This window comes from Pirellulales bacterium (genome assembly GCA_019636345.1).
GTDB lineage: Bacteria > Planctomycetota > Planctomycetia > Pirellulales > Lacipirellulaceae.
The window spans coordinates 299,142-320,540 of record JAHBXQ010000001.1; the positions used below are offsets into that span (position 1 = coordinate 299,142).

15 protein-coding genes are annotated in these 21,399 nt (G+C 59.4%); 1 reads left to right on the plus strand and 14 read right to left on the minus strand.

Translation table 11 applies throughout. The features are described from left to right. Positions 1-17: 17 nt before the first annotated feature. The 12 genes from recG to KF688_01145 form a co-directional block, all read right to left on the minus strand. A complete protein-coding gene (gene recG, locus KF688_01090; GenBank protein MBX3424248.1) occupies positions 18-2,099 on the minus strand; it encodes an ATP-dependent DNA helicase RecG in 2,082 nt (693 codons plus the stop codon). Between the two features lie 286 nt (positions 2,100-2,385). Continuing rightward, positions 2,386-2,814 carry a type II toxin-antitoxin system VapC family toxin gene (locus KF688_01095; GenBank protein MBX3424249.1) on the minus strand — a complete coding sequence of 143 codons (429 nt, stop codon included), beginning with the start codon at positions 2,812-2,814 and terminating at the stop codon, positions 2,386-2,388. Beyond that, the gene (locus KF688_01100) at positions 2,811-3,056 is read right to left on the minus strand and encodes a type II toxin-antitoxin system Phd/YefM family antitoxin (GenBank protein ID MBX3424250.1); all 246 of its coding nucleotides are present in this window, start codon (positions 3,054-3,056) and stop codon (positions 2,811-2,813) included. The genes KF688_01095 and KF688_01100 overlap by 4 nt, the downstream gene beginning before the upstream one ends. A 910-nt stretch (positions 3,057-3,966) precedes the next feature. Further along, entirely contained in the window at positions 3,967-4,617 is a 651-nt protein-coding gene (locus KF688_01105) for a hypothetical protein (GenBank protein ID MBX3424251.1), read from the minus strand. A 1,483-nt stretch (positions 4,618-6,100) separates the two neighbouring features. Further along, complete coding sequence (locus tag KF688_01110) at positions 6,101-8,674, minus strand: AAA family ATPase (GenBank protein MBX3424252.1); 2,574 nt, start codon at positions 8,672-8,674, stop codon at positions 6,101-6,103. A gap of 51 nt (positions 8,675-8,725) precedes the next feature. Then, complete coding sequence (locus KF688_01115; GenBank protein MBX3424253.1) at positions 8,726-10,684, minus strand: hypothetical protein; 1,959 nt, start codon at positions 10,682-10,684, stop codon at positions 8,726-8,728. After that, on the minus strand, positions 10,659-12,593 hold the full coding sequence (locus KF688_01120) for a restriction endonuclease subunit S (protein MBX3424254.1): 1,935 nt from the start codon (positions 12,591-12,593) through the stop codon (positions 10,659-10,661). The genes KF688_01115 and KF688_01120 overlap by 26 nt, the downstream gene beginning before the upstream one ends. Continuing rightward, a complete protein-coding gene (locus KF688_01125) occupies positions 12,590-13,015 on the minus strand; it encodes a dual specificity protein phosphatase family protein (protein ID MBX3424255.1) in 426 nt (141 codons plus the stop codon). Before KF688_01125 ends, KF688_01120 begins: the two co-directional genes overlap by 4 nt. A 47-nt stretch (positions 13,016-13,062) precedes the next feature. Then, on the minus strand, positions 13,063-14,526 hold the full coding sequence (locus KF688_01130; GenBank protein MBX3424256.1) for an SAM-dependent DNA methyltransferase: 1,464 nt from the start codon (positions 14,524-14,526) through the stop codon (positions 13,063-13,065). Beyond that, positions 14,519-15,604, minus strand: a complete 1,086-nt coding sequence (locus tag KF688_01135) for a CBS domain-containing protein (GenBank protein ID MBX3424257.1) — start codon at positions 15,602-15,604, stop codon at positions 14,519-14,521. The genes KF688_01130 and KF688_01135 overlap by 8 nt, the downstream gene beginning before the upstream one ends. Positions 15,605-15,626: 22 nt before the next feature. Next, the gene (locus KF688_01140; GenBank protein MBX3424258.1) at positions 15,627-18,323 is read right to left on the minus strand and encodes a DEAD/DEAH box helicase family protein; all 2,697 of its coding nucleotides are present in this window, start codon (positions 18,321-18,323) and stop codon (positions 15,627-15,629) included. Positions 18,324-18,342: 19 nt separating this feature from the next. Next, complete coding sequence (locus KF688_01145) at positions 18,343-18,561, minus strand: helix-turn-helix domain-containing protein (protein MBX3424259.1); 219 nt, start codon at positions 18,559-18,561, stop codon at positions 18,343-18,345. A 288-nt stretch (positions 18,562-18,849) separates the two neighbouring features. On the opposite strand from KF688_01145, the gene KF688_01150 reads away from it, so the two are divergent. Beyond that, positions 18,850-19,320, plus strand: coding sequence for a helix-turn-helix transcriptional regulator (locus tag KF688_01150; GenBank protein ID MBX3424260.1), 471 nt, complete (start codon positions 18,850-18,852; stop codon positions 19,318-19,320). A 103-nt stretch (positions 19,321-19,423) separates the two neighbouring features. Here KF688_01150 and KF688_01155 read toward each other — a convergent pair whose 3' ends face one another. Both KF688_01155 and KF688_01160 read right to left on the minus strand, forming a co-directional pair. Further along, complete coding sequence (locus KF688_01155) at positions 19,424-20,806, minus strand: hypothetical protein (protein MBX3424261.1); 1,383 nt, start codon at positions 20,804-20,806, stop codon at positions 19,424-19,426. Further along, positions 20,806-21,393: a hypothetical protein gene (locus KF688_01160; protein MBX3424262.1), complete on the minus strand. Its 588-nt coding sequence runs from the start codon at positions 21,391-21,393 to the stop codon at positions 20,806-20,808. The genes KF688_01155 and KF688_01160 overlap by 1 nt, the downstream gene beginning before the upstream one ends. Positions 21,394-21,399: the final 6 nt, after the last annotated feature.

Genomic DNA, 21,399 nt, shown 5'->3' on the forward strand with positions numbered 1-21,399 from the left:
GCGCGATCGCCAGGCCGCTATCCCACGTCTCCCAACTCGAGTGCCTCGCCGTACCGCTTGAGCATCTGCTGCCGCAGCGCCGCATGGTCGGCGTGCTTGAGCCCCGGATCGCGCGCCACCAGCAGTTGCGCTTCGCGGCGGGCTTCCTCCAGTACGTCGCGGTCGCGCATCAGGTCGGCCGCCAACAGCGGCGGCAGGCCGTGCTGCTGCTGGCCGAACAGGTCCCCCGGGCCGCGGAGCGCGAAGTCGAGTTCCGCCAGTTCAAACCCGTCGGTCTTGTCGGCGAACGCCTGCAGTCGTGCGCGGGCTTGCTCGGTCGCCTCGCCCACCAGCACCCCGCAGAACCCCGCATGAGCGCCCCGCCCGACGCGACCCCGCAGTTGGTGCAATTGTGCCAGACCGAATCGCTCTCCCCCGGCTACGGTCATCACCGAGGCGTTGGGGACGTCGACCCCCACCTCGATCACCGTCGTGCTGACCAGCACCTGCGTTGCGCCGGCGCGGAACCGGTCCATCGCCTCGGCCTTGTCGGCGGGGCTCATCCGCCCGTGCAGCACCCCCAGCCGGAACGCTTCGAGTTCCCCGTTGGTCAGTTGCTCGAACGCCGCCGCGACGCTGGGGGCGGCCACGCTCTCCGATTCGTCGACCAGCGGCGCCACGACGTACGCCTGCCGACCCTCGCGCAGCCGATCGCGGACGAACGCCCACCAACGGGCCTCCTTGTCGGGATCGACTAGGTAGGTGCTTACCGGCTGCCTCCCCAGCGGCAACTCGCGCAGCGTCGAGAAATCGAGGTCGCCGAACAGCGTCATCCCCAACGTGCGCGGGATCGGCGTCGCGGTCATCACCAGGTAATGGGGAGCGATCTCCCCCTGCCGCAGCGCGGCCCGCTGCCGCACGCCGAACTTGTGCTGCTCGTCGACGACCACCAGTCCCAACTTGGCGAACTTCACCGCGTCTTGCACCACGGCATGCGTCCCGATGACGACGTCGATCTCCCCCGCCCCGATCGCCGCGAGCGCTTTGTCGCGCTCGGCCTTGGAAACGCCCCCCGTGAGCAGCGTCCACCGCACGCGGCTCGCTTCGAGCAGCTTGGCGAGCGTCTGAGCGTGTTGCTGGGCGAGGATCTCGGTCGGCGCCATCAGCGCCCCCTGCCAGCCGTGCGCCACCGCCGCCAGCATCGCGTACAACGCCACGATCGTTTTGCCGCTCCCCACGTCTCCCTGCAGCAGCCGGTTCATCGGCCGAGCGAGCGCAATATCGGCCGCGATCTCGGCGATCGCTTGGTTTTGCCCCGGCGTCAGTTCGAACGGCAGCAGCCGGCGGATCCGCGCGTCGATCTTCGCCGTCGCCTCCAGCGGCGGTGCGGGGAGCGCCCGTTGCTCGCTTCGCCGGATCGACAGCGCCAGTTGCAGGATGAACAACTCCTGGAACACGAACCGCCGTCGGGCTCGCTCCATCTCGGCGCGATCGGCCGGGTGGTGGATCTTGCGCACCGCCTCCACCAACGGCATCAAGTCGTACCGCGCCAGCAGCGACGCCGGGAACGCCTCGTCCAACAACTCGGCGAATCCCTCGACCGCCCCCGCCACGCACTTCCGCATCGCATATTGGCTGATCCCCTCGGTCAGCGGGTAGACCGGCAGCAGCTTCGTGTCGAGCGGCGCCTCCTCGTCGGCCAACTGCGTGACCTGCGGGTGCGACATCTCCCACATCAGCCGCTTCTGCGTCGGCCGACCCGTCAGCAGCAGGTGCTGCCCCTTCTGGAATTTGTCGCGCATGAACGGTTGGTTGAACCACGTGGCCCGCAGCCCGTGACCGGCGCCGTCCAACAGCAGCACCGACACGCGGCTCTTGCCGAACCCGCTCGACGCCGCAGCGACCTCCTGCACCACGCCGCGAACGCTCAACAGCCGCCCTTCCTCAAGCTCCGCGACCGGCCGCTCGTCGGACAGGTCCTGATAATCGCGGGGAAAGTGGAACAGCAACTGGGCCGCGGTCCGAATGCCCAACCGGCCCAGCAACTCCCCCCGCGCAGCGCCGACCCCGCGGACGAATTCCACGGGCGTGGTCAGGCGTTCTCGGGCGGAGGGGTCCATGCCATGGATTGTAGCGAATCACGCCGCGACGCTCTCCGTGTCGAGTCGGCGTCCCCAACCATGAGCGGACGGCGCTAGCCGCCGATGAACTGCCGCCAACGCCTCAATCGAGCTTCATCGGGCGCCTCAGGCCCGGAGGGCCGACACGACGGAACGGTCGAATGACCTGTCGCCCCGTTCAAGGGCCGACGGATCAAACGACGGGTCGCGTCCCCCCCCCGGCGGGAATGCGATTCGATCCCGCCTTCCCACCCGCTCGTCTTGGAGCGTGGGCGATCGCGGAGAGTCAGTCCGCGCTTTCCGCCCACGGGTTGATCAGCATCGCTCCGGTGGCTTCAAAGTCGGCCACGTTGCGCGTCATCAGATGAAGCCCGTGGCGGAGCGCCGTCGCGGCGATCAAGCCGTCGATGGCGGGGATCGGCTTCCCCTTCTTTTCCGACTTCGCGGCGATCTCGCCCCAGATCGCGGCCGTTTCCAAATCAATGGACAAGATGCGGTCCCCAGCGGCGACAACGACTCGGTCGAACCACGAGGCGAGCGCTCGCTTTCGAGCGCTCGCCTTGAGCTTGTCGATGCCCTTTCGCAGCTCGCCAAGGGTCAGCACGCTGAGAAAGACGTCCTCGGCGGCGAGGGCTGCAAAACGCTCGCGAACCCGCGGGTGTCCCTGCTTGCGCTGAACTTCGGAAAGGACGCAGGTGTCGATCAGGGTTCTCACAACTCAAGCTCCCGACCGGGGCTGGGGTCGCGCAGCAGGTCGAGCCCCTCCAGGCTTGGGCCGCTCAAAATCAAATCCTTCAGACTGGGGGCGGCGCCGGTCAGGCGGCGATACTCGTCCCCGTCCAGGACGACGTACCGCCGGTCCCGGCGGGTAATGATCTGGGCTTCGCGCTCCGCCAGATTGAGCACTTCGCTGAGCTTGCTCTTGGCGTCGGCGATGGACCACTCGGCGTGCGGCACGGCGACCTCCTGGCACGAGCAAAAAAACTAGTCTGACTAGTCAAAGTGTCGCCCCAGGATCGCGGAAAGTCAAGAAAAAACGGCGCCCCCAGCAGGAAACAAGTCGCGCCCGTGATCAGCGAACGCCTCGCGCTTGGTCCCAAACCATGAGCGGACGGCGCTAACCGCCGATAAACTGCCGCCAACGCATCCGACAGATTTCAGAAGAGACGTCGCTTCCTCGGTGACGAGCGCCGGCCTCCCATTCTTGAGTTGCGGGACAAGGCCCAACAACCGTGCAAGGGGTTCAGCCGTCTTGTTCAAAGACCCGACGGCAAGAGGGGGCCCCGGCCGCCTCAGGCCCGGAGGGCCGACAGGTTGTCGCCAGGGGCGAAAGCCCCTGGAAGGAGGACGCGCGCGATGCGCAGCCCCGGAGGGGCGACACGACGAAACGGTCGGAAGACCTGTCGCCCCGTTCGAGGGCCGACAGATAAAACAAGTTCCCGACCTGCGGCACGGCGAGTTCGAACTTGCCGAACCGACTCAGCACCGTCTTGGGCTTGAAGTCGTCGGCGCGGCCGCGGCGCTCGGCGGTGCTCTGACAGGGACCGGCCCCCAGAGTTTCGCTGCAGCTTCATGGCCTCGTTCAAGAGCGTCTCGATGGCTTGGCCATGCCGTCGAAGCCGTGGTCGCTGAGCAGTTGGACAATCGCGTCGAGTTCGGTAGATTGCGTCAGGCGGGTCGTGCGCGCTTCCTTTCATTGCTTAGTGAACAACGAATAGGAAACCGTCTTGGCCCGCCCCTTTCAAGCCATCCGCGACGCGTAGATTCCGCTTCCGCTACGGTCGCTGCGCTCCCCCCGCTCCAGCGAAGGCTACGCGTCCCTTTTACAGAACAGAGGGTACACTAACTACGGCGAGAATTGTTGTGGTCACGGCTTAGCTTTCATCGGGGTTAGCCAAAATTGGTCAAGCAACTCCATTGCGAAGTTGTATTCCATTGCCAAGTTTCGGATTCCATCTTGAGGAAACCAATCGGTCGCGGCCAGCAGCCGTCCAAGAGTATCGCCGTGCGGACGTTCCTTTTCGTTGCGATGAACGTGCAATAGGAAAGCCCGCCACTTCCTTTGGTCCGATGGATGCGAGCCGTAGCCGTTGGACGACTTGCAAAAGTATTCCAGCAGTTGCAGCGATTCCTTGGAGTAGTAATCCTCCAACGTCCGCTTGCTGGTATCAATCGAAGTCACCCCGCCAACTTCATCCGCTGCCGGTTCTGCAATCGTGCTGTTGAAGTCTTGTAGAATCGTGACGTACTGGTCAATTGAAATCTGGTCGCCCATCTTGTCGGGAACGATGTTAACCACAACCAAGTGACCTGGCTCGCTGCGATTAAGACAGACAATACAAGGCACAATTCCGCCGCTCGCATCCCGGTGAAAAAAATACTGGCCATCTTCGATTGGCCGATTCACCGGGCTGCCAGACTTCCGCCAGATTCCGGTTGCCCGAGAAACCATCTTCTCTGCAAGCGATGGTTCATAGCCTTCCGGGTAGCGAATATCCATATCGGGATAGACGTTCATGGCTTTGGCCTATGGTGCGGAGTGAATCAATACCTGCCAAATATGGTACGGCCCTTAGCCTGAATGCGGTAGCCTAACGCACTCGATAGGACTGCGATGGCCCAGGGCTTTCGGACAGCGGCTGGGCTTGAGTTTACGCCGCTAAGACCGGGGGCGTGTTCAGCTTCGAACTTGTCGGGGCTTTTGTAGCCCAGCGACTGATGTAGTCTGACGGGATTGTAAAAGGTCTCGACGTCCTTGAACACGCTCAGCCGCGCCGCTTCGAGGTCGGCGGGCGTCTCGCGCTTGGTCCGTTCGTGCGTGCCCGACCAGAAGATTCGCTCGGCGACGGCGTTGTCGTCGCTCTCCCGCCAGCGAGGCGCCCAGCGTCCAGCCGACGACCTTGCGGCTGAACAGATCGATAACGACCGCGCCCAACCCGGCGAGCCCAGCAAGATTCTTGTAGAAAATGGGCCGCCGCATCGTGTAGAACGAACGTCAGGCTGTGTCCCAAACCATGAGCGGACGGCGCTAGCCGCCGGTGACTAGCCGCCAAGGCCTCAATCGAGCTTCGTCGGGCGAGTCAGGCCCTCCGGGCCTGGGGGACGCGATGGCGGCACCCCGCACAAGGCGAGAGAACCGGGAGGGGGCCGCGAGTTTTGCTCGCTCGAGGGGAGTTTTGCTGGCAAAACTCGCCCGCTCGCACTCCGGCGGAACGCGCGCAAGTCGATGGCAGGCAATCCATTACGGGGCGTCGCATCCCCGCCGCCGGCGGGAGTTTTGCACGAAACAACAAGATAGTTTTGCACTCGGGCGCCGAGCGACGGATGGCCTAGTGCTTTGACACAGGCTAGAGTTCGAGTTGACAAAGCACTAGTGCTTTGACGCTGGCTAGAGTTCGGGTTGGCGATGACGCAACATCTCACTCTGTTAGCAGGTTGCATCGTCGCCAACCCGAAATAATCGAGTTGACAAAGCACTACGTTCTTGAACCTGGGCGGCGGCTCGTGGTCGAGAAGCTCGGGCCGCTCGCTAGAATGCGCGCCGCGACGCGGTGATCTGGAGAATACGCTCCTTCGGCACGCAAAGCGCCGCGGGAAGCCGCTTCGTCGAGGCGATGCTCACCATCGTCGAAACCTGCCGCCGACAAAACCGCGCCGGCTTCGACTGCATCGTGCAGGGCCTCGAAGCGCGAATCACCGGCCAAACGACACCCTCACTCCTCCCCGGGGCGTGAGCGGTTACGACTTGACAAACCCTGTAAAAATAGGATGACTTTGCTGTACGGTCCGGTAGCTCAGCGGTTAGAGCAGGGGACTCATAAGTCCCCGAATGCCCCCCGCGTCCCTTGCCGTAATCGCCGTAAGTCATTGCATGGCAAGCGCTTTCGAGAAACTTTTTTTGTAGTGAACGGACGCATAATCGCCCTTTGTAGTGCAGGATCGACCGATTTTGTAGTGAACGATGTAGTGAAGCAGGTATCCGACGCAGGTCTCAGGTCGCATCACTTCGGCCTCGTTGCGCTAGCCTTCTCCTTGTCGGCACTCGCTGCTTCGCTTATCTCGGTGGGCGCAGTCGTAGTCGCCTCCCTGTCAACTCCGGCAGTCGTTGATTTGCCATCTTCGTTATTCTGACTGGAACCACCCTCGCCGTTCGGATTCAACGGGTTCTTACGAACACGTTCGAGCCGAGCCCGCCACTGTGCCCATTCATCCTCGACAATTCTCTGCTGATTCGACGAACGCAAGTTCCGCACATCGTCAAGGCAATGTCGAAGGTAGTTATTGAGCGGTTCGCCATCGTCTCCCAGAAGCTCAACCTCGCGTTCCAAACGTTTGAGCACGAGTTCCAGGTCGTAGACACCCGTCGATTCCTTGTGCTTGACAAAGAAGTCGCGTACGACGCGTACGACTGCTTGTTTGCCCGTCGTGCGACGCTCGGCCTGCTCGCTAGCTTCAATTCTCTCCCGTAGTGCCCTGCAAAACGATATCATGCGGTTTCGCAGCAGCTTGAATGTCTCATCTGGCACTGTCTCGGCTTGCGCCACCGTCGCCAATCGCACAACTTCGTGGAGCACGCCCATTTTGTCGTAACCGTTTCGACCTGGATGGATGAACTGGGTCATCACTTCCTTGGTGTCCGCGACCAGGCCATTTTGACCGTATTCGTCGTTCTCAATGGCTTCGGTAAGTTCTGCCTTCTTTGCCTTGTATTCATCTGGGAACCAGCGCTCTACATAGGCACAGACCGCTTTGGCGTAGAGCCGAGTAGGCACCAGGTCTTCGGTCGTGACACATTGCTGGTTCTCATCCGCTTCATGCGTTTCGTTAATGGTCAGGACGAACTCATTCTTGATGAGTTCGTCTCGATGGCGTTCAACTCCAGTGATCCGCTTTCGGCACAGTTCCCCAGCATCGTCATTATCCACTACGACAACCGTGGCGGGATTCTTCTCATCGCCCCATCGTGAAGCCGCCAAAAGTTTTTCTATGCCAGGGGCGCTGTCAGCAGAAACTAGAACTACCGCATTCAGGTCGAGAAAGTCGCTAACGTTCTCGGGCGTGACGAAGAGACGAATAAGCTCGCTTACCAAGAATTGGTCCGTCGGCCCTTCCAATACGACATTGGTCACGCCCATGAACAGAGTTTGAGCACAGTCAATCCCTAACGCAGACCGAACCGGCTCGTAACGCCGCAATCGAGACTCGTCCACGAACTGGGTACCCTCTTCGGCATCGCCTTTCCGCACCAATCGAATGCGGCGAGGGAAGTTCCGATTGATCAAGAATGGCGAGTGGGTCGTGTAGACCAACTGTGTATTCCGCCGGGAAGTATCGGCGCTTACCAGGGACTCGAAAACTGCCAAGAGGTTCCGTTGCCCAATGATTGAAAGGAACGAATCGGGCTCGTCCATCAGTATGATGCAGTTATTCTCTCTTGTGGCAATCTCCAACGCCTTTGCCTGGATGTAGTAGCTAAGAAAGAACCGAAGCCCCGAGCTTCGCTCGCGAAATGTGTAGACGGCGCCGGTCTTGTCCGAGATTTCGAAGAAGATGATGCCCCTCTTGAAATCCATGCGGAGCTTGAACAGGTCGTCTTGCTGCCAGTAGTGCGATAGGTTGAGCGTCTTCTCGACTTCGTCGTTCCAAGTCTCCACCAAGCCTTCCGCGTAGCTGCGGTCTTCTTCGCCCAGTTTGGCAAGAAACTCAACGGTATCGGAGGTGACTTCGAGCACATCCCGGAACAGCAGGGTCTCAAGCACTGCCGAGGACTTTTTCTTGGCCGAGTTGGTTAGCCCTTGCTGTAGGGTGGAAAGCTTACCTACGATGTCCGCGGGTACTTGCTGGTTCGCAGTAAGCGTCAGCGACTTTAGAAACCGCACGGCTGCTTGCGCCGCCTCGAAGCCAAAGAACTCTTCGCCTTCGGCGGATTTACCGCCCATTTCGGCCAGCAGATCACAGATAGGCACGTGGTCCGAGATAGCGACATTGGACTGTATGAACTTGACCGTCGGCAGTAGTTTTCGCAGGGCACCGAAGGTGCTCTTGTCAAGAGTAACGGGAGTAGTGCTGTTCCCGACGTAGACATATGCAAACTCTTCGTCGCTCTTCGGTCCCAAGATTACGGTGAAACGCGATGCATCCCCAAAATCCAACGACGCCCCCTTGGCTCCGAGGGCTTCGCCTATCGAGTTCTTCTCTTGCTCCGACAGTTCGGCGAACTCCATCCCAATGTTCGGCCAGACCGTCGCATTCTTGGAACGTACCGACGCATAGTGACACAAGTCAGTCAAGCCGAACTCGCGTCCTTTGTCCCATGCACCGGGAATGCCCGTGCCTTTGATAACCTTGCTGATGGCGCTAATGAGATGCGACTTGCCACTCTCGTTCGCCCCGACAATTGTTGTGATGTCTTTCTCGATCGGAATCTCGATGAATTCGTAGTCAGTGTCCCCACCTCCGTCTACGTGCAACGAATTCCACGGCCTTGGGAGAATGCCTTGTCTCCTGTCGGCATAGTTCATGTAGTTGACGTTGAACGACTTGTACCATCGCAATAAGACTTTTGATGCTTTCATCAGTTTCTGCCGATCTCAAGAGGGAGTATTTAACAACGTCCTTGCCAATTGTCAGAATCGCCTACGCAGTAGCAATCCCTCATCGCTCCTGGCATCAAGCACCAGCCGCAAATACGGCGGCTTCTCCATGTCTGGCGGCGGAGGAGTCGTCGTTGTCACAATGTACTGGAACGAAGGCTCACTCCCGCCAAACGCATCTTCGAGCGACTTGAGATACACGAAGAGCCGAGCGTAGATATGCGGTTCAAGGTCGGCCTCACGCGGGCTGTCGTGAATTGCGAACCTTGGCGAGTACCCCAGACCGCAGATTGCTGCACTCAGGCAGGCAATGTCGAGACTCAGCACTGTTTCTGAGGTCGCCATGGCTTCGCCGAGAGCGGGCTCCTTGTCGCCGAACGACAAGTGCAGCCCTCGCATGTCCATCCGCACAGAACCAGCAATGTCCACCGCGACGAGCGACCGCAACGCGAGGTTGAAGTGATGGTTCAGTATGGCATTCCGCTGTACCAACTGGCTCCGAGCCGAGTGATGCGACTCGCGTGATTGCGAAAGGTCGCGTTCGAGTCGTGCCAGTACCCCGGTTGCAGTCCGCAACGTCCGTTGCGAATCCACAAAGTCCTTTGCTTCTTGGACAACGGCGTCCAGCACCGACAGTTCGCCGCGAATTCGCCGCTCTTGCTGCCTTCGCGTCGCCTGCTGCTGATCGACCTCGGTCTGTAGTCGCTCGCGTTGGCGAATCAGGCTCTTATTCTCTTCCTCCAAGCCCGCCAGCAATTGGTCGAGCGACTGTAGCTCTTGAGTGGCTTCTTGAATGCGTACTTGCCTGAAGGGCTCAATCGTTCCCGGTTGACGTGCCGGGTTCTTCATGGGGCAGGAATCAGCCGGTAGCGGACAAGGAACGCCCAGGTTGGCAAGGGATGCAGCAAGGTCGTCACTTGAAGCGGCTTCGTGCTGCTTCAATTCCCCTTCCTTCGTTTGGCGGTCCGCCGTGCGGGTTGCGATTTCTTGCTCTTTGCGAGCGACGGCTTGTTTGGCGACCTCCAACTCTTCCAGCAGAGAACTCCATTCGCTGTCCTTGTCTAGATCGGCCAGTTGCTTCTGCAAGGCGGTTCTGGTTCCCTCCGCTTGTCCCCTCGCTGCTTCTCCGAAGAGGTCGTCGGTCAGCATCTCGGACCCGATATGCAGACGCTCTTCGAGGAAGCGTCGCGTTTGCGAAAGTCGTTGTTCCAGTTTGGCAACCTCTGCGTCCTTGGCGTTCTTGTCGGTGAGCAATTGCTTGTGTCGGTGAATGAGCTTGGCCTCCTCGTCGTCGAGCAAGTCCATGACGAGGCGAATCAGAATGCTCGCGTCTTCATTGTGCAGATCTGCCGTGCCCGACTCCGTCCACGCTACCCGCCATTCCAACGGATGACGGTATCGGCAGTATTGGTCGCGGCTGAGCCAGGCAAGCAGGTCAAGCCAACGGACGGGCCGATTCACGTGGGGCAACAACGTCGCGGAAAAGCGGGCGATGGTCGCTTTCTCAATCGTCTCCACGAGCTTGGCGAATCGCTCTGCGCCGTTCTGCTCTTCGAGGATGGAACGCCAGTCATTGACTTGGAGGCACTTCGATTCGGAGGATCGTGTGTCCCCGATTGGTCGAGCCACCACCCAGCAGCTCCCGTCAACCAAGACTTCGCAAATTACGAAGCCTTCTGGATAGGCTGCCGAGATTGCAGGCCGTACGGCCTCTCTCGCAAAATGCTGCTCGCCCAAGCAGTACCGCAGCAGCCGGGTGAGAAGCGTCTTGCCGACATTGTGCCCCACGGGGCCATCCACAAGTTCATCGGGGCGTGCCGTTGCGACAATGTTCAAACCTCTTCGGAACTCGACCTCCCGAATGGGCTGAGCGTCTGGAGCGAGCCGTTCCACGATGACCAGCCGACGAATCCACAGGATTGGATTCAATCGGTCGGCAGCCGGGCGAATTCCTTCGTCCGCTTCGTCAAACGGTAATCTCGTATCGCTCATTGGTAATTGCAGCGACCACCTTGGGTAGACTTCGTAGAGTGCTGAGGGCTCGGATTGCCTGAAGTGTTTCTGCGGCTCGGGCTCGGTCGGCCTTGCTTGCTTTGGCCAGTAGTTGGGAGTTCGCCAGCTTTAAGCCGCTCCTGCCTGCCTTCCGAACGGCTCCGTTTGCGATGAGACCTTGGTAAATGGTGTCCAGTCCGTCGACAAATTCGGGCTCATTTGCCATCGACCGCCGTTGGCCTGGGGTAGCGACTCCCTTGAGCAGAGTTTGCCTTGCGGCTTCGTTTCTCATCAGGACGAGAGCGGGCTCAAGGGCCGAAATTGAAACGGGTTTGCCCCATGCCTCAAGGAGTAACAGGATGTCGAGGATGGCACGTCCCTTCTCCACCTGGACCGCCGAAGCGGCTCTTGCTGGTTGCCCGAATATGCGTTCCAGCAGCACCGAAGCCGGTTCGTATTCACGGCCTTCGCGGCGGGCCAGATCGGCTTCGGTTTCCACAAGCTCTCCGGCGAATGCCTTGGCTAGGACTGAATGCGAGATATTCTCTGCTGAAGCGGTAGCCTCCCTCACACGGTCTTCGACCGAATCGATGACGCCGAGTAACCGCGTCATTCGTCGGACAATCTCTTCCTGCTCCTCTCTAGGGGGCAATGGCACTGGGATGGCCCTCGAATCGCGTACGTTGATTCGTGGCATGTCGAGACCAACGTACCGTTGCTTCATCCACTCTTGTGCGTACGGGCCTGCGAGGTAGGCGGCTAAGTATGTAGCGGAAACCACATCGGAAGGACGGAGTCGCACAGTTCCCTGTGTCAGATTGACGCCATCGAGCCCAGGTGGCACAACCGCCACTCTGAGATTTCGGATTACGCACAGAAGCACATCGCCCTCTGCGATTTGTGAGCGAGAATGTTTCGCTGCGATTTCCGGGGCAGTCCTCGCGAGTTGCTCAACAAGGATTCGCCCTCGGTCGTCGATGTCTTGCCCGCGAATGTAGGGAATTCCTTCGTCGACTTGTGGGCCTGGCAGAACGATGCCGTAGGTAATAACAGTGTCAGGCTCGACAAGTTCATCTGTCCGACCGTATGCCCAGCTTTCTGGCACCTCCGGTAGACCAGTCAGCTCAATGTCTGATTCTGCCTTGTATCGCTTCTTCCAACCGTCACTCCGTGGGGCTCCGCCCTTTGCAGCTAGCTTCGCCAACTCTGCGGATTCCCAGGCCGCCTTGTGCTTCTTCCGCATTAGGCAGAGCAACGACTCGCCTGACTCAACATTGGGATTTTCCTCACGCCAGTCGGCGGTGAGACGACCCGAGCAGGCGGCGGCGAGGACGGATTGGCGGAACTTCTTGAGGATGTCGGGCACGCGGTCGAGCCGCTCGCGGGCATTGTTCACCCGCGCGAGCAGAGCCTCGACCTTCGCCACGATTCGCTTCTGTTCGGCGAATGGGGGTAGTGGCAAGGGATACTTCGCCAAGTCGCCGAATGCCACTCGTGGCAGACTGTTCCCCTTCTGATGGTCTGTGGCGTATTGCACAAACGATGACTCAGAAAGGAATCGCAGAAGGTACTCGGGAAGAACGCCAGTAGATGGGCGGAAGACGAGAATGTCGGTCGAGCACACTCCGTCGAAGTCTGGGATGGTGACTTTGTTCAGATAGGGACGGAGCTTTCCGTAAAGCACGTCGCCGCGATGGAACACGGCCTTTGTGCTCTTCACGTCTGACGCTACTCCTTTTGATTCGATTCGATTTGTGCCAGACTCGATGTGCTCAAGACTGAGATAGGGGGCGTCTGGACACCGGGATGGTTCAATCTTCTCCTTCGAGGGAGAAACTAACTGTCCGAGCGGAAATGTGCCCCAACCCTCTGGCAGTATCCCGTTGCTGCCTTCATGGCCATCACTCATTGGATTTCCTCCCAATGCTGCGAGAGCCACGACTGGATGCCACGCCCAGGATTGTAGGGGTACTGTTCACGGAAAGCCTGTGCCGCTGCTTCGTAAGAGTCGCTCGGCAACTCATCCGTCCGTTTCGCTAGATAGAGCAATGCCAGTGAGGGAGCACGCGACTCGCCTTGGTTGCAGTGAATGACGACTCGTCGCTCGGCAATGTGCTTGTCGACGAACGCAAGAAAGGCCTCGAATGACGGCATCATGAAGAGCGGAGCCGGTGGGTCGATCAGATTCAAGAACAAGTGGTAGTCTCGCTCCAACACCAGGTAGTTCGGGTGCGTGTTTGGCAAGCTACGGCTGGAGTAGCCGACGGCGGCACGATGGCATGGTTCCTTGCAGGCATGCACCACCGCCACCGCACCGCTCGTGTCGAGCATACAAGCCGATTCGTTGCCAAAGAGCAGATTGGGAAGCACTTGTTGCACTACGAACCACCATTCTCTAGCAAAGCGACAACGCCATTGAGTTCCAGTATCGCACTCTCCAACTCCGAGATTGCATCGGTGACGAGCTGCTCCGGCGGAGGAAGGTCGTCGGCGTCGTCGAGCGACTCATCTCGCAGCCACTTGAGGCTATCGAGCTTGAAGTCGCGTTCCTTTACTTCGGCGATACTGAACTTTCGCCAGCGGTCCTCTTTCGAGTCACTCGCCTTTCGCTTCGCCTGCCCATTGGGGTCGTTGCCATAGCATTTCTCGAACGCGGCGAAATGCTCTGCGGTGAGAGGGCGGTCCTTCTTCGTGAGGCCGGGGATGTTGGTGCGGTTGTCGTAAATCCAAACCGTCTCGGTCGGGTAGCCCTTGGTGAAGAAAACGACATTCGTCTTCGTGCCGGGGCTGTACGGCGTGAAGGTGCCGTTGGTGAGCCGGAGCACGGTGTGCAGGTCGCAGTCTTCGGCGATGATTTTGAAGACCTCGCCTGCCTGGTCGGCAAACAGGCAATTATCGGGCACGACGACCGCCGCCCGACCACCGGGCTTGAGCGTGGTGAGTACGTGCTGCAAGAAGTTGAGCTGCTTGTTGCTCGTGGCGATCGTGAAGTCGTCTCGCGTGGGTGCCTGATTCGCCCCGCGAGTGCCGAAGGGCGGGTTGGTGAGGATGCAATCGAACCGGTCACCCGGCGGTGGGTCGTAGATGGAGTCGCCCAGGCCGACATGAGGCTCCAGGTTGTGCAGGTAGAGATTCATCAGGGCCAGACGGCGAGGGCGAGCGACGAGGTCTTGGCCGTAGTAGGTGGAGGCCTTCACCCGCTTGGCGGTCGGTCGGTCGAGGTCGGCCCCGTTCTTCGTGACGCTCAGCAGCCACTCATACGCCGAGACAAGGAACTCGCCCGTGCCGCAGGCGGGGTCGCAAATCTTGTAGTCCTTGGTTGTGCGAGGATCGGGCTTCATGCAGCGGACGATGGACTGGATGAGCAGTCGCGGCGTGAAGTACTGCCCGGCTCCCTTCTTCCCTTCCGCAGCCGCCTTTTCGAGCAGTCCCTCGAAGGCGTCTGCCTTGACGTTGACTTCGAGCGTCGTCCACTCGGTCTCGTCGACGGTGGTCAAGAGTTGCTTGAGGCTGGTCGGCTTGTTGAAACGCGACTGTGCCCCCGAGAAGATATCGCCGAGCAAGCCTTCTTGTTGACCGAGTGCCCGCAATACGTTCGCGTAGTAGTCGGTCAGGTCGGTGCCTGCCTTGGACGTGAGGGCTGGCCAAGAGCAGTCGAGTACGGTTGTTTTCTTGGGGTCGTCGACCGCCCGCATCTTGACCTTGGTCAGGTCAATGCCCCGCTCGTTCGACATCTTGAGAAAGAGCAAGTAGGTAATTTGCTCGATGTAGTCTCCATAGTCGATGCCGTCATGGCGAAGCGTATGGCAGAAGCCCCAGAGTTTTTGGACAACGTCACTCATCACATTGTTCCTGGCTCACGGCTAAATCGCGAAGTTCTTGAATAAACCGTGAACTCTTTCGAAGCGTCTCAAGGTCATCTTCACCAATACCGTCAGGGTCGAAATGCATTACGTCATTGCGTATTAGATTCACTCGCTCCATGTCATCGACAAAAGTCTTCCGGTCAATGGGCAGACCTAGCTTCTGCCAGTTAGCTGGATTCTGGAGAAGCCGGACGTATTCGCCGAACGTCAAGTCAGACACATCGCTTACTTCACGCTCCTCATCTCCTGGATTCTTGGCAGCTTTGAGTTCTTCTCGTGAGAACTTCCCATCGATTAGGCCACGAATGTGGTTCTCAATTTCGCTCAGTAGTAGAAATGGTCGACCAAGTTCATCAAGTGTCTCGCTCAGGTCCGCCACAGTAACAATTCCGCATATGCGTCTGTCCTTTGCACGTACAAGAACAAAATCGTTCTCTCTTATTCGCTCGATTACACGGAATAGCGAGTCATCTTCAGTAACGATCTCGACGGAAGAATCCATGCAGTCCTGCACAGTCTCGCATTGGTGCCCCAACCCCGTGCGCTTTGCTATCGACTGCCATGTGATTGCACCTTTAACCTCTCGTTCACTTGTCATTACCGGCAGTTGTGAAAAGTTATCACGAAGCATCACTGTTATCGCTTCCTGGAGATTCGCTGTTGGAGGAATACTCGCTGGTGCAGTGTTTGCGGCATCTAACTTGCCAATCCGAAAGGCTGGGTCCTCAACCGCTCCTCCGACTAGGGCTTTGACAATGGTAGCATCCGCCACATCCTCCATATTTAGAACCGATTCAGCATTAGCTGTCTGAACCCTTTCTGCTTCAGTACTAGGTCGTACAAACGCAACGGATCCATCAAACCACGTGTGTTCAAAGTCGGGCTGTGTGGTGAGGTTGTGTTCTCGTAGGGTTGCCCTGATGTCGCGTACAACTCGCCAACCGCGTCGCTCGAAACCAAACCACCCCAGGAATTCACGCACAGTTGCTTGCAGAGGCTCATTCTTATCAGCCTGTTCCTCTGCGAGGTCGAGTTTCTCTTTGTGAATAGACATCATGACTCTCGAAGTAGGTAAGTTAGGCCGCAATGGCTGCGTTAAGTTCGGCGAGGAGTTCCTTGAGCTTGCCTTCGAAGACCCGATTCGCACGCACCCAACCGCCTGCCTGCTCGAAGACAGGCATGAACGAGAAGTCGTCTTCGTCAATTGAGAGGCTAGTTACCAAGTGATCGCGGATACGGTCGAGCCACTTTTGTTGTTCGTCGGTGAATGACTTGTTTTTGGTCAGCTTCGAGAAGGCACGGTTGATTCGCTCCTCGGCAGTCAGCAGCGGCTGGGCTTCGTCGGCCACGTGCTTGACCATCGAAATAATCTCCACAAGGGCCTTGTGGTAGTGCAGCTCGTGAGCCCGCTGAAGGTTCTCGATGGTGAACCGCTCAGGGGCAGTGGCCAGTTTGTCTTTGAGTTCCGAGAGGGCTGACGTGTTCCAGTCACGAGGCCGGTCGAGCAGAATGCCGATGGCGTCCACCTTGTCGGTGTTCTCTTCGACGAACCGAGCGAAGGCGGCGAGGTAGTCTTCCGGCTTGTACTCGTTCCCCTTGCCGTCGCGGATGAGGTATTCGCTGGTGACCGTGTCTTCGTGCTCCGTTGCCCGCACGAAGATTTTCTTGCGGCGGGGGTAGTTGACGAGCAGGTCTTGGAACCCCTGGTCACGGAGCAGCTTCATCGTTTCAACAAAGTCGTCGTTCAGATTCCGTGGCAACGCACGGGCGTACTTGCCTACGTCCCCATCGGCAATGCCGAATGCTGCGAACGTCTCGCGGGCCGAGGCATCCATTTCCTTCTCAATCCGTTGCAGGCGTTTCACCAGACAGCGGACGTTGTAGTCGCGGTCGCGATTGCTCCAAATGTCGTCGATGATCTGCTGGATAGTGCGAGCGGGCCTATCGGGCGGTTCCGCCGTGATGCCGGTCGATTTGCGGAAGTATTCGAGCAATGTGCCGTCGAAGCAGTCGAAGACGACGAAGTGCGACTTATCGGGATGGTGCTCTCCCTTGCGGGTGCCGCGACCCATCATTTGCTCGAACAGGATGCGTGACTTCACCGGTCGCAGGAAGACGATGAACTCCAGGTCCGGGATATCGACGCCGGTGGTGAGCAAGTCGACCGTGACAGCAATCCCCGGATTCTTTCGATTGCGAAACTCACGTATCTGCTGCAACGGCCGGTCGACTCGCCCTGTGATTTTGCGAACGAAGGCGTCGCCACGCCCAAAGACTTCGCGGCAGACTTCGACCAATTGGTCGCAGTGAGACGTGTGGGTCAGGTCGTTGGCGGCGAAGATGAGCGTCTTCGGGAATCGCCCGGTCGCCTGCTCGTGCTCGTCGGCGTACTTCTTCAGCTCTTGAGCTATCTTGCGGTTGGAGTCAGGTGAGGTCACCACGCGTTCGACTTCGGTGTTCGCAAACTGGCGCTCATCTTCAAGGGCGTCGCGAGTCTCGGCCCCGCTGTCCGGGTCGATGATATCGACTTCCTCTCCTTCGTCGAGGAAGACTCCATTCATCCGCACGTCCGACTTCACACGCACGGCGTCGTAATCGACGAGAAAGCCCTCGCGGACGGCCCGCTCGTACTCGTAGCGGTAGACGACGTCCTTGAAGTAGGCTTTGGTGTGGGCGGCGGGCGTCGCCGTGAGCCCCACGCGGATCGCATCGAAGTGGTTGAGCGTATCCCGCCATACAGAGACCTCGCCAGTGGTGTAACCGCGATGGCATTCGTCCGCCACGATGAGGTCGAAGGCGTGAATCGGTATTTTGAGTTGCTCGGCATCGTCGTCGATTTCCTCTTCCGAGGTGGTCTGAAACACCGCTTGCCGCCCGAAGAGGTTGATGGTCATCCGTTGGATGGTGCAGACGTAGACAAAAGCATGACCTGGCGTCGGGTTCTCCAGGTAGTTCTTGGGCAATACCTTGGGGTCGAACGGCTCGTCGTCGCCAAAATCGCCCGTTTGAAACCGCTGGCTGTAGACTTCGTAGATGTGGTCGAACTTAAGGCCCGGCTCTGGCTCAAAGGCTGCGAACGCCCTCACCGCCTGGGCGGCTAAGGCACGTCGGTCGACCAAGAAGAGGATTCGTTTGGCCGCCCCCGACTTCATCAGCCGGTAAATCTGATTGACGGTCGTGAACGTCTTGCCGGTGCCGGTCGCCATGGCGACTAGCATCTGTCGCTTGCGGCCGATGATGGACTCTTCAACGGCGGCGTTCGCCTCGCCTTGGTATGGCCGCAGCCGGGGGTGATTGTTCGGAAGCCGCTGAAGCCTGGGGTAAGCTGCTTCGATATCGGTCGCCATGAGTTCCGCGAGTGCCGATGGCGTGTAGAAATCGGCAAGCTTGCGTGAGAGTTCTAGCTCGTGGCGAACGTCATGGAAGTAGACGACCTCCCCATTGGTTGAGAAGAGAAACGGGACGCGGAAGCCACGGTATTCCAATGGGCTGTCGGCGACGCCTTTTGAGTAGCGTTCGGCTTGCAGCAGAACACCTTGCGGGCCGAGGGAGAGCTTTTTTGCTTCGACGACGCCAAGCAATTGACCGTTGACGACAAGGGCGTAGTCGGCGGGACCGTTGGCCGTAGGATACTCCTCAATCGCGTGATGGGAGTACTCAGATAGCTCGTGGCCCTCCACGAATGGAACGACTTCCCAACCCAATGCCTTGAGCTTGGGGTCAATCCGCTTCTTGCGGGTGAGCCATTCGGATTCGTGAGAGGAGTCGGGCACGTTCGCCCTCCGTCGAGGTCTATTTCGGCTTGCGTCGCTTCCTGGTCTTTTTCTCGGGTGTCTCGGCTTCGCTGAGCAGTGCGTCGAGTTCCTCTTTGGCGTAGAGCCGGTATCGGTTGATGGGATGGCGACGCTCCGCCAGCTTGCCACTCCGTCCCCAGTTCCGCAGCGTGTTCGGCGAGACGCCGAGGTACTCTGCGGCCTCCTTGATTCGGAGGTAGCCATCCAATTTGGGCATTGCTTCGCTTCCTGGCGTCAGGTCGGACTGTCGCAGTAGGTTAGCTAACCTTACCAAACGTGGCTACGCGATGGAATCACCCACAGGGTCAAGCCGCCAACTCGCGAATGCGCGGCAACCGAACGTGCGTTCGGTCCATAACGGTTGAAGAACGCCGGGAGCCTCTTCACTCGACGAGGCAAAGGGCTCGACTGGTCGGGGGGGTTCGCTTAGGGCGGCTGTTTGTGGCATCCTCCCGCTCAAACGCCGTTTCAATTTCGAGGCGGTGCAATGTGACAGGAGTTGATTATGAAACAGAGAAACGGCGCTGCGCCTGGTCGCGGCGCCAAAGTGGTGGAACTGAGACCGAAACCAGATCCGTCGGAGGAGTTGAAGCAGCTCCGCACGCCGCGTTACCTTTCGACCTTCGGGCGCGAAGCGTTGGGACGACTCATCGTCGACTGGCGGCTCGAACACGGGCTCTCGACAGCAGAACTCGCCGACGACGCGGGCTTCAGCGTCGAGGTTATCGAGCAGCTGGAGAAGGGGAGCGGCCTGCCTTCCGCAAGGCACCTATTGACGCTCAGCGAACTGATGGAACTCTCGTTCGAGAAGCTGCTGCGGCTGGTCGGCCTCGTGGAGGAGGAAGCGGACGAGCTGCACGACGCGGCGCTTCGATACCTCGCCCAGACCTCCAACTCCGCCCCAGGGAGTCTCGAATCGACGCTCGAAACCTTGCGATTCCGCAAGCTGTTGTCCATCGATTCGGGACATCCATGATCAAGTCACGGTACCCGACATGACCGAACGGCCCAGGCGTCCTCGCGACCGGCAGGGAGCAGGTTCTCGGAAGGAACCCGCCCCCATCGGTCGTTGCTCAAGCTTACGGCCTCAACATTTTCAGTTCGACGAGCAGTCCTCCGTGTTCGCGCAGAATCCTTTGGCCTTCGACGCACGGGTTGACCTTCTTTCCGTCGATGTCACGGAAAGTCTCCCCATGTCTCTCCCACGACTCGTGAGTCACGGGCCATCCGGGGCGGTCGTTCTCATCGTTCGCTACGGTAATCAGATACTCCATTGATTGACGAGTGCTCGCCAGGCATTCGCACTTCGCGAGCTGCGAAAGCGACATGGGATGCTTGCCGATCTCCTCGATTCTCCTTCCCTGGCCCAGCGCATTCGAGGCGGCCATGCTGCCGGGGGAGCAGAACGGTGCGAGCAACTGTTTGACCCGCGCACTTTGCAGGTACTTGATGAGGCGAGCCCTGGCCGCCAATTCTTCCGCGTCGAGCCGTTCTTGCTCCGCCCCTTCCTTGTCGATGCCCGACAGGGTTCGTTCCATTTCAGCGGCGTCGAGCGTCGCCTGCTCCTGGCGCCTCACCCTGGCGGTCGTTAGCCGCTGCTCGGCCGCCTTAAAGTCCATTTCGGCCGCCAGAAGTTCGCGAGCCACCGCGGCCAACTTCTTCTTCGCTTCCACCTCGACCACGGCCCGCTTCTTGATGATCTCCACGTCGGCCGCCCGCTGGGCCGCTTCGGCTTCCACCGTCGCCTTCTCAATGGCGGACGTGTCCTGGTCCAGCTTCTCCAAGAGCTGCTCCGCCTGATAAGCGTCCATCGCCTGGCGAAGAGTCGCCTTCGTCGCGACCGCGTCGGCGCTACTCGCCGCTGCGTCTGCCGACGCCGTCTGTTCGAAGGCGTTGAGCAGGGCGACCTGCTTCTTGACCTTCGCGTAGTAGTCATTCACCCACGTCGCATCGGCGAGAATCGCCTTCGCGGTCTCGTTGTTCTCCGGGTCGAACTCTCCGAGCGTCGCGTTGTACCCTTGCAGCACCTCGATGCTCTTGCCGAGGCGACGATAGCGTTCGGCGATGGCCTCCGGTGAGAAGCCCTTCTTGACCTCTTCCAACCGCAAGCACGCCTGCACCGCCTCTTGTTCGGTCGCGACGTAGCGCCCCAGGTTGCTCTGGAGCAGCTCGTTGAATCGGGTGCTGAACTCCTGATGGAGCTTGAGCAGCGTCGGTTGGCCCGGCGCCGGGTCCGAAGCGTTGACCAGGCTCCTGGCCTGCTCGGCCACGGCGACGAACTCGGCGAGCTTTGGGTCGCTCCCGAGCAGGTTCTTCTGCTCCTCCAACATCGACTGGCGGTAGTTCTCCAACCGGTCGGCAAACGTGGCGGGTCCCTTCGCTTCCTGAGCGTACAAGTTGCTCACAGCGAGAAGGCTGATGAAGCAGCCGCTGAGGGTGAACGCGGACAAGGCTCGGGGCATTACTGCGTCTCCTTGAATGAGAGGTACTTTGCTCCCAGATCGTCGAGACTCGCGGCGAGTGCCTGGGCGTCGGCGATCGCCTGGGTGAGTTGTTGCTCTGCAAGCCGCTTGACTCGTAGCTCGGACGCGACCGACCCGCTCGAACGGGACGCCGCCTGATCGACTTGCTCGGCCAGCTCCGCGAGCGTCTTCTCCAGTGCGAGTCGACTGGCGTCTAGTTCGTGGTACTCTCGCAAAGGCTCCGTGTCTTCGCTGACGTTAACCCACTTCATGATCGATGGGTGCGTCTCGGGACGCCCCTCGGGCCACTCGTGAGTGGGCCCGAAGTATCGCTTTGCATCGCGGTCGAGTTGCTTGACAATCTGAATTACTTCGAGCAGGCCATCGTTCGCGCTATAAGCGGCCTGCTTCGCCCGCAGCTCAATCTCATCTTCCTGCGTGGAATCGTGCCGCTTATGTGACGCGATGTAGTCGGCAGTGAAGTAGTACAGAACTGCGAGTACAGGCAACAGAAACAACACCAAGAGCACAAGCTTGAAGCGTTGGGCCTTCGGGTCCTTCATGTCGTTGAGGAGGATGACTCGCATTACGAT

Bases quoted from the DNA above. Each gene is read 5' to 3' on its own strand.
- KF688_01160 (MBX3424262.1), bottom strand. From the start codon at position 21,393: ATGCGAGTCATCCTCCTCAACGACATGAAGGACCCGAAGGCCCAACGC.
- recG (MBX3424248.1), bottom strand. From the start codon at position 2,099: ATGGACCCCTCCGCCCGAGAACGCCTGACCACGCCCGTGGAATTCGTC.
- KF688_01105 (MBX3424251.1), bottom strand. From the start codon at position 4,617: ATGAACGTCTATCCCGATATGGATATTCGCTACCCGGAAGGCTATGAA.
- KF688_01150 (MBX3424260.1), top strand. From the start codon at position 18,850: ATGAAACAGAGAAACGGCGCTGCGCCTGGTCGCGGCGCCAAAGTGGTG.
- KF688_01155 (MBX3424261.1), bottom strand. From the start codon at position 20,806: ATGCCCCGAGCCTTGTCCGCGTTCACCCTCAGCGGCTGCTTCATCAGC.
- KF688_01110 (MBX3424252.1), bottom strand. From the start codon at position 8,674: ATGAAAGCATCAAAAGTCTTATTGCGATGGTACAAGTCGTTCAACGTC.
- KF688_01120 (MBX3424254.1), bottom strand. From the start codon at position 12,593: ATGAGTGATGGCCATGAAGGCAGCAACGGGATACTGCCAGAGGGTTGG.
- KF688_01130 (MBX3424256.1), bottom strand. From the start codon at position 14,526: ATGAGTGACGTTGTCCAAAAACTCTGGGGCTTCTGCCATACGCTTCGC.
- KF688_01115 (MBX3424253.1), bottom strand. From the start codon at position 10,684: ATGAGCGATACGAGATTACCGTTTGACGAAGCGGACGAAGGAATTCGC.
- KF688_01135 (MBX3424257.1), bottom strand. From the start codon at position 15,604: ATGTCTATTCACAAAGAGAAACTCGACCTCGCAGAGGAACAGGCTGAT.
- KF688_01145 (MBX3424259.1), bottom strand. From the start codon at position 18,561: ATGCCCAAATTGGATGGCTACCTCCGAATCAAGGAGGCCGCAGAGTAC.
- KF688_01125 (MBX3424255.1), bottom strand. From the start codon at position 13,015: ATGCTCGACACGAGCGGTGCGGTGGCGGTGGTGCATGCCTGCAAGGAA.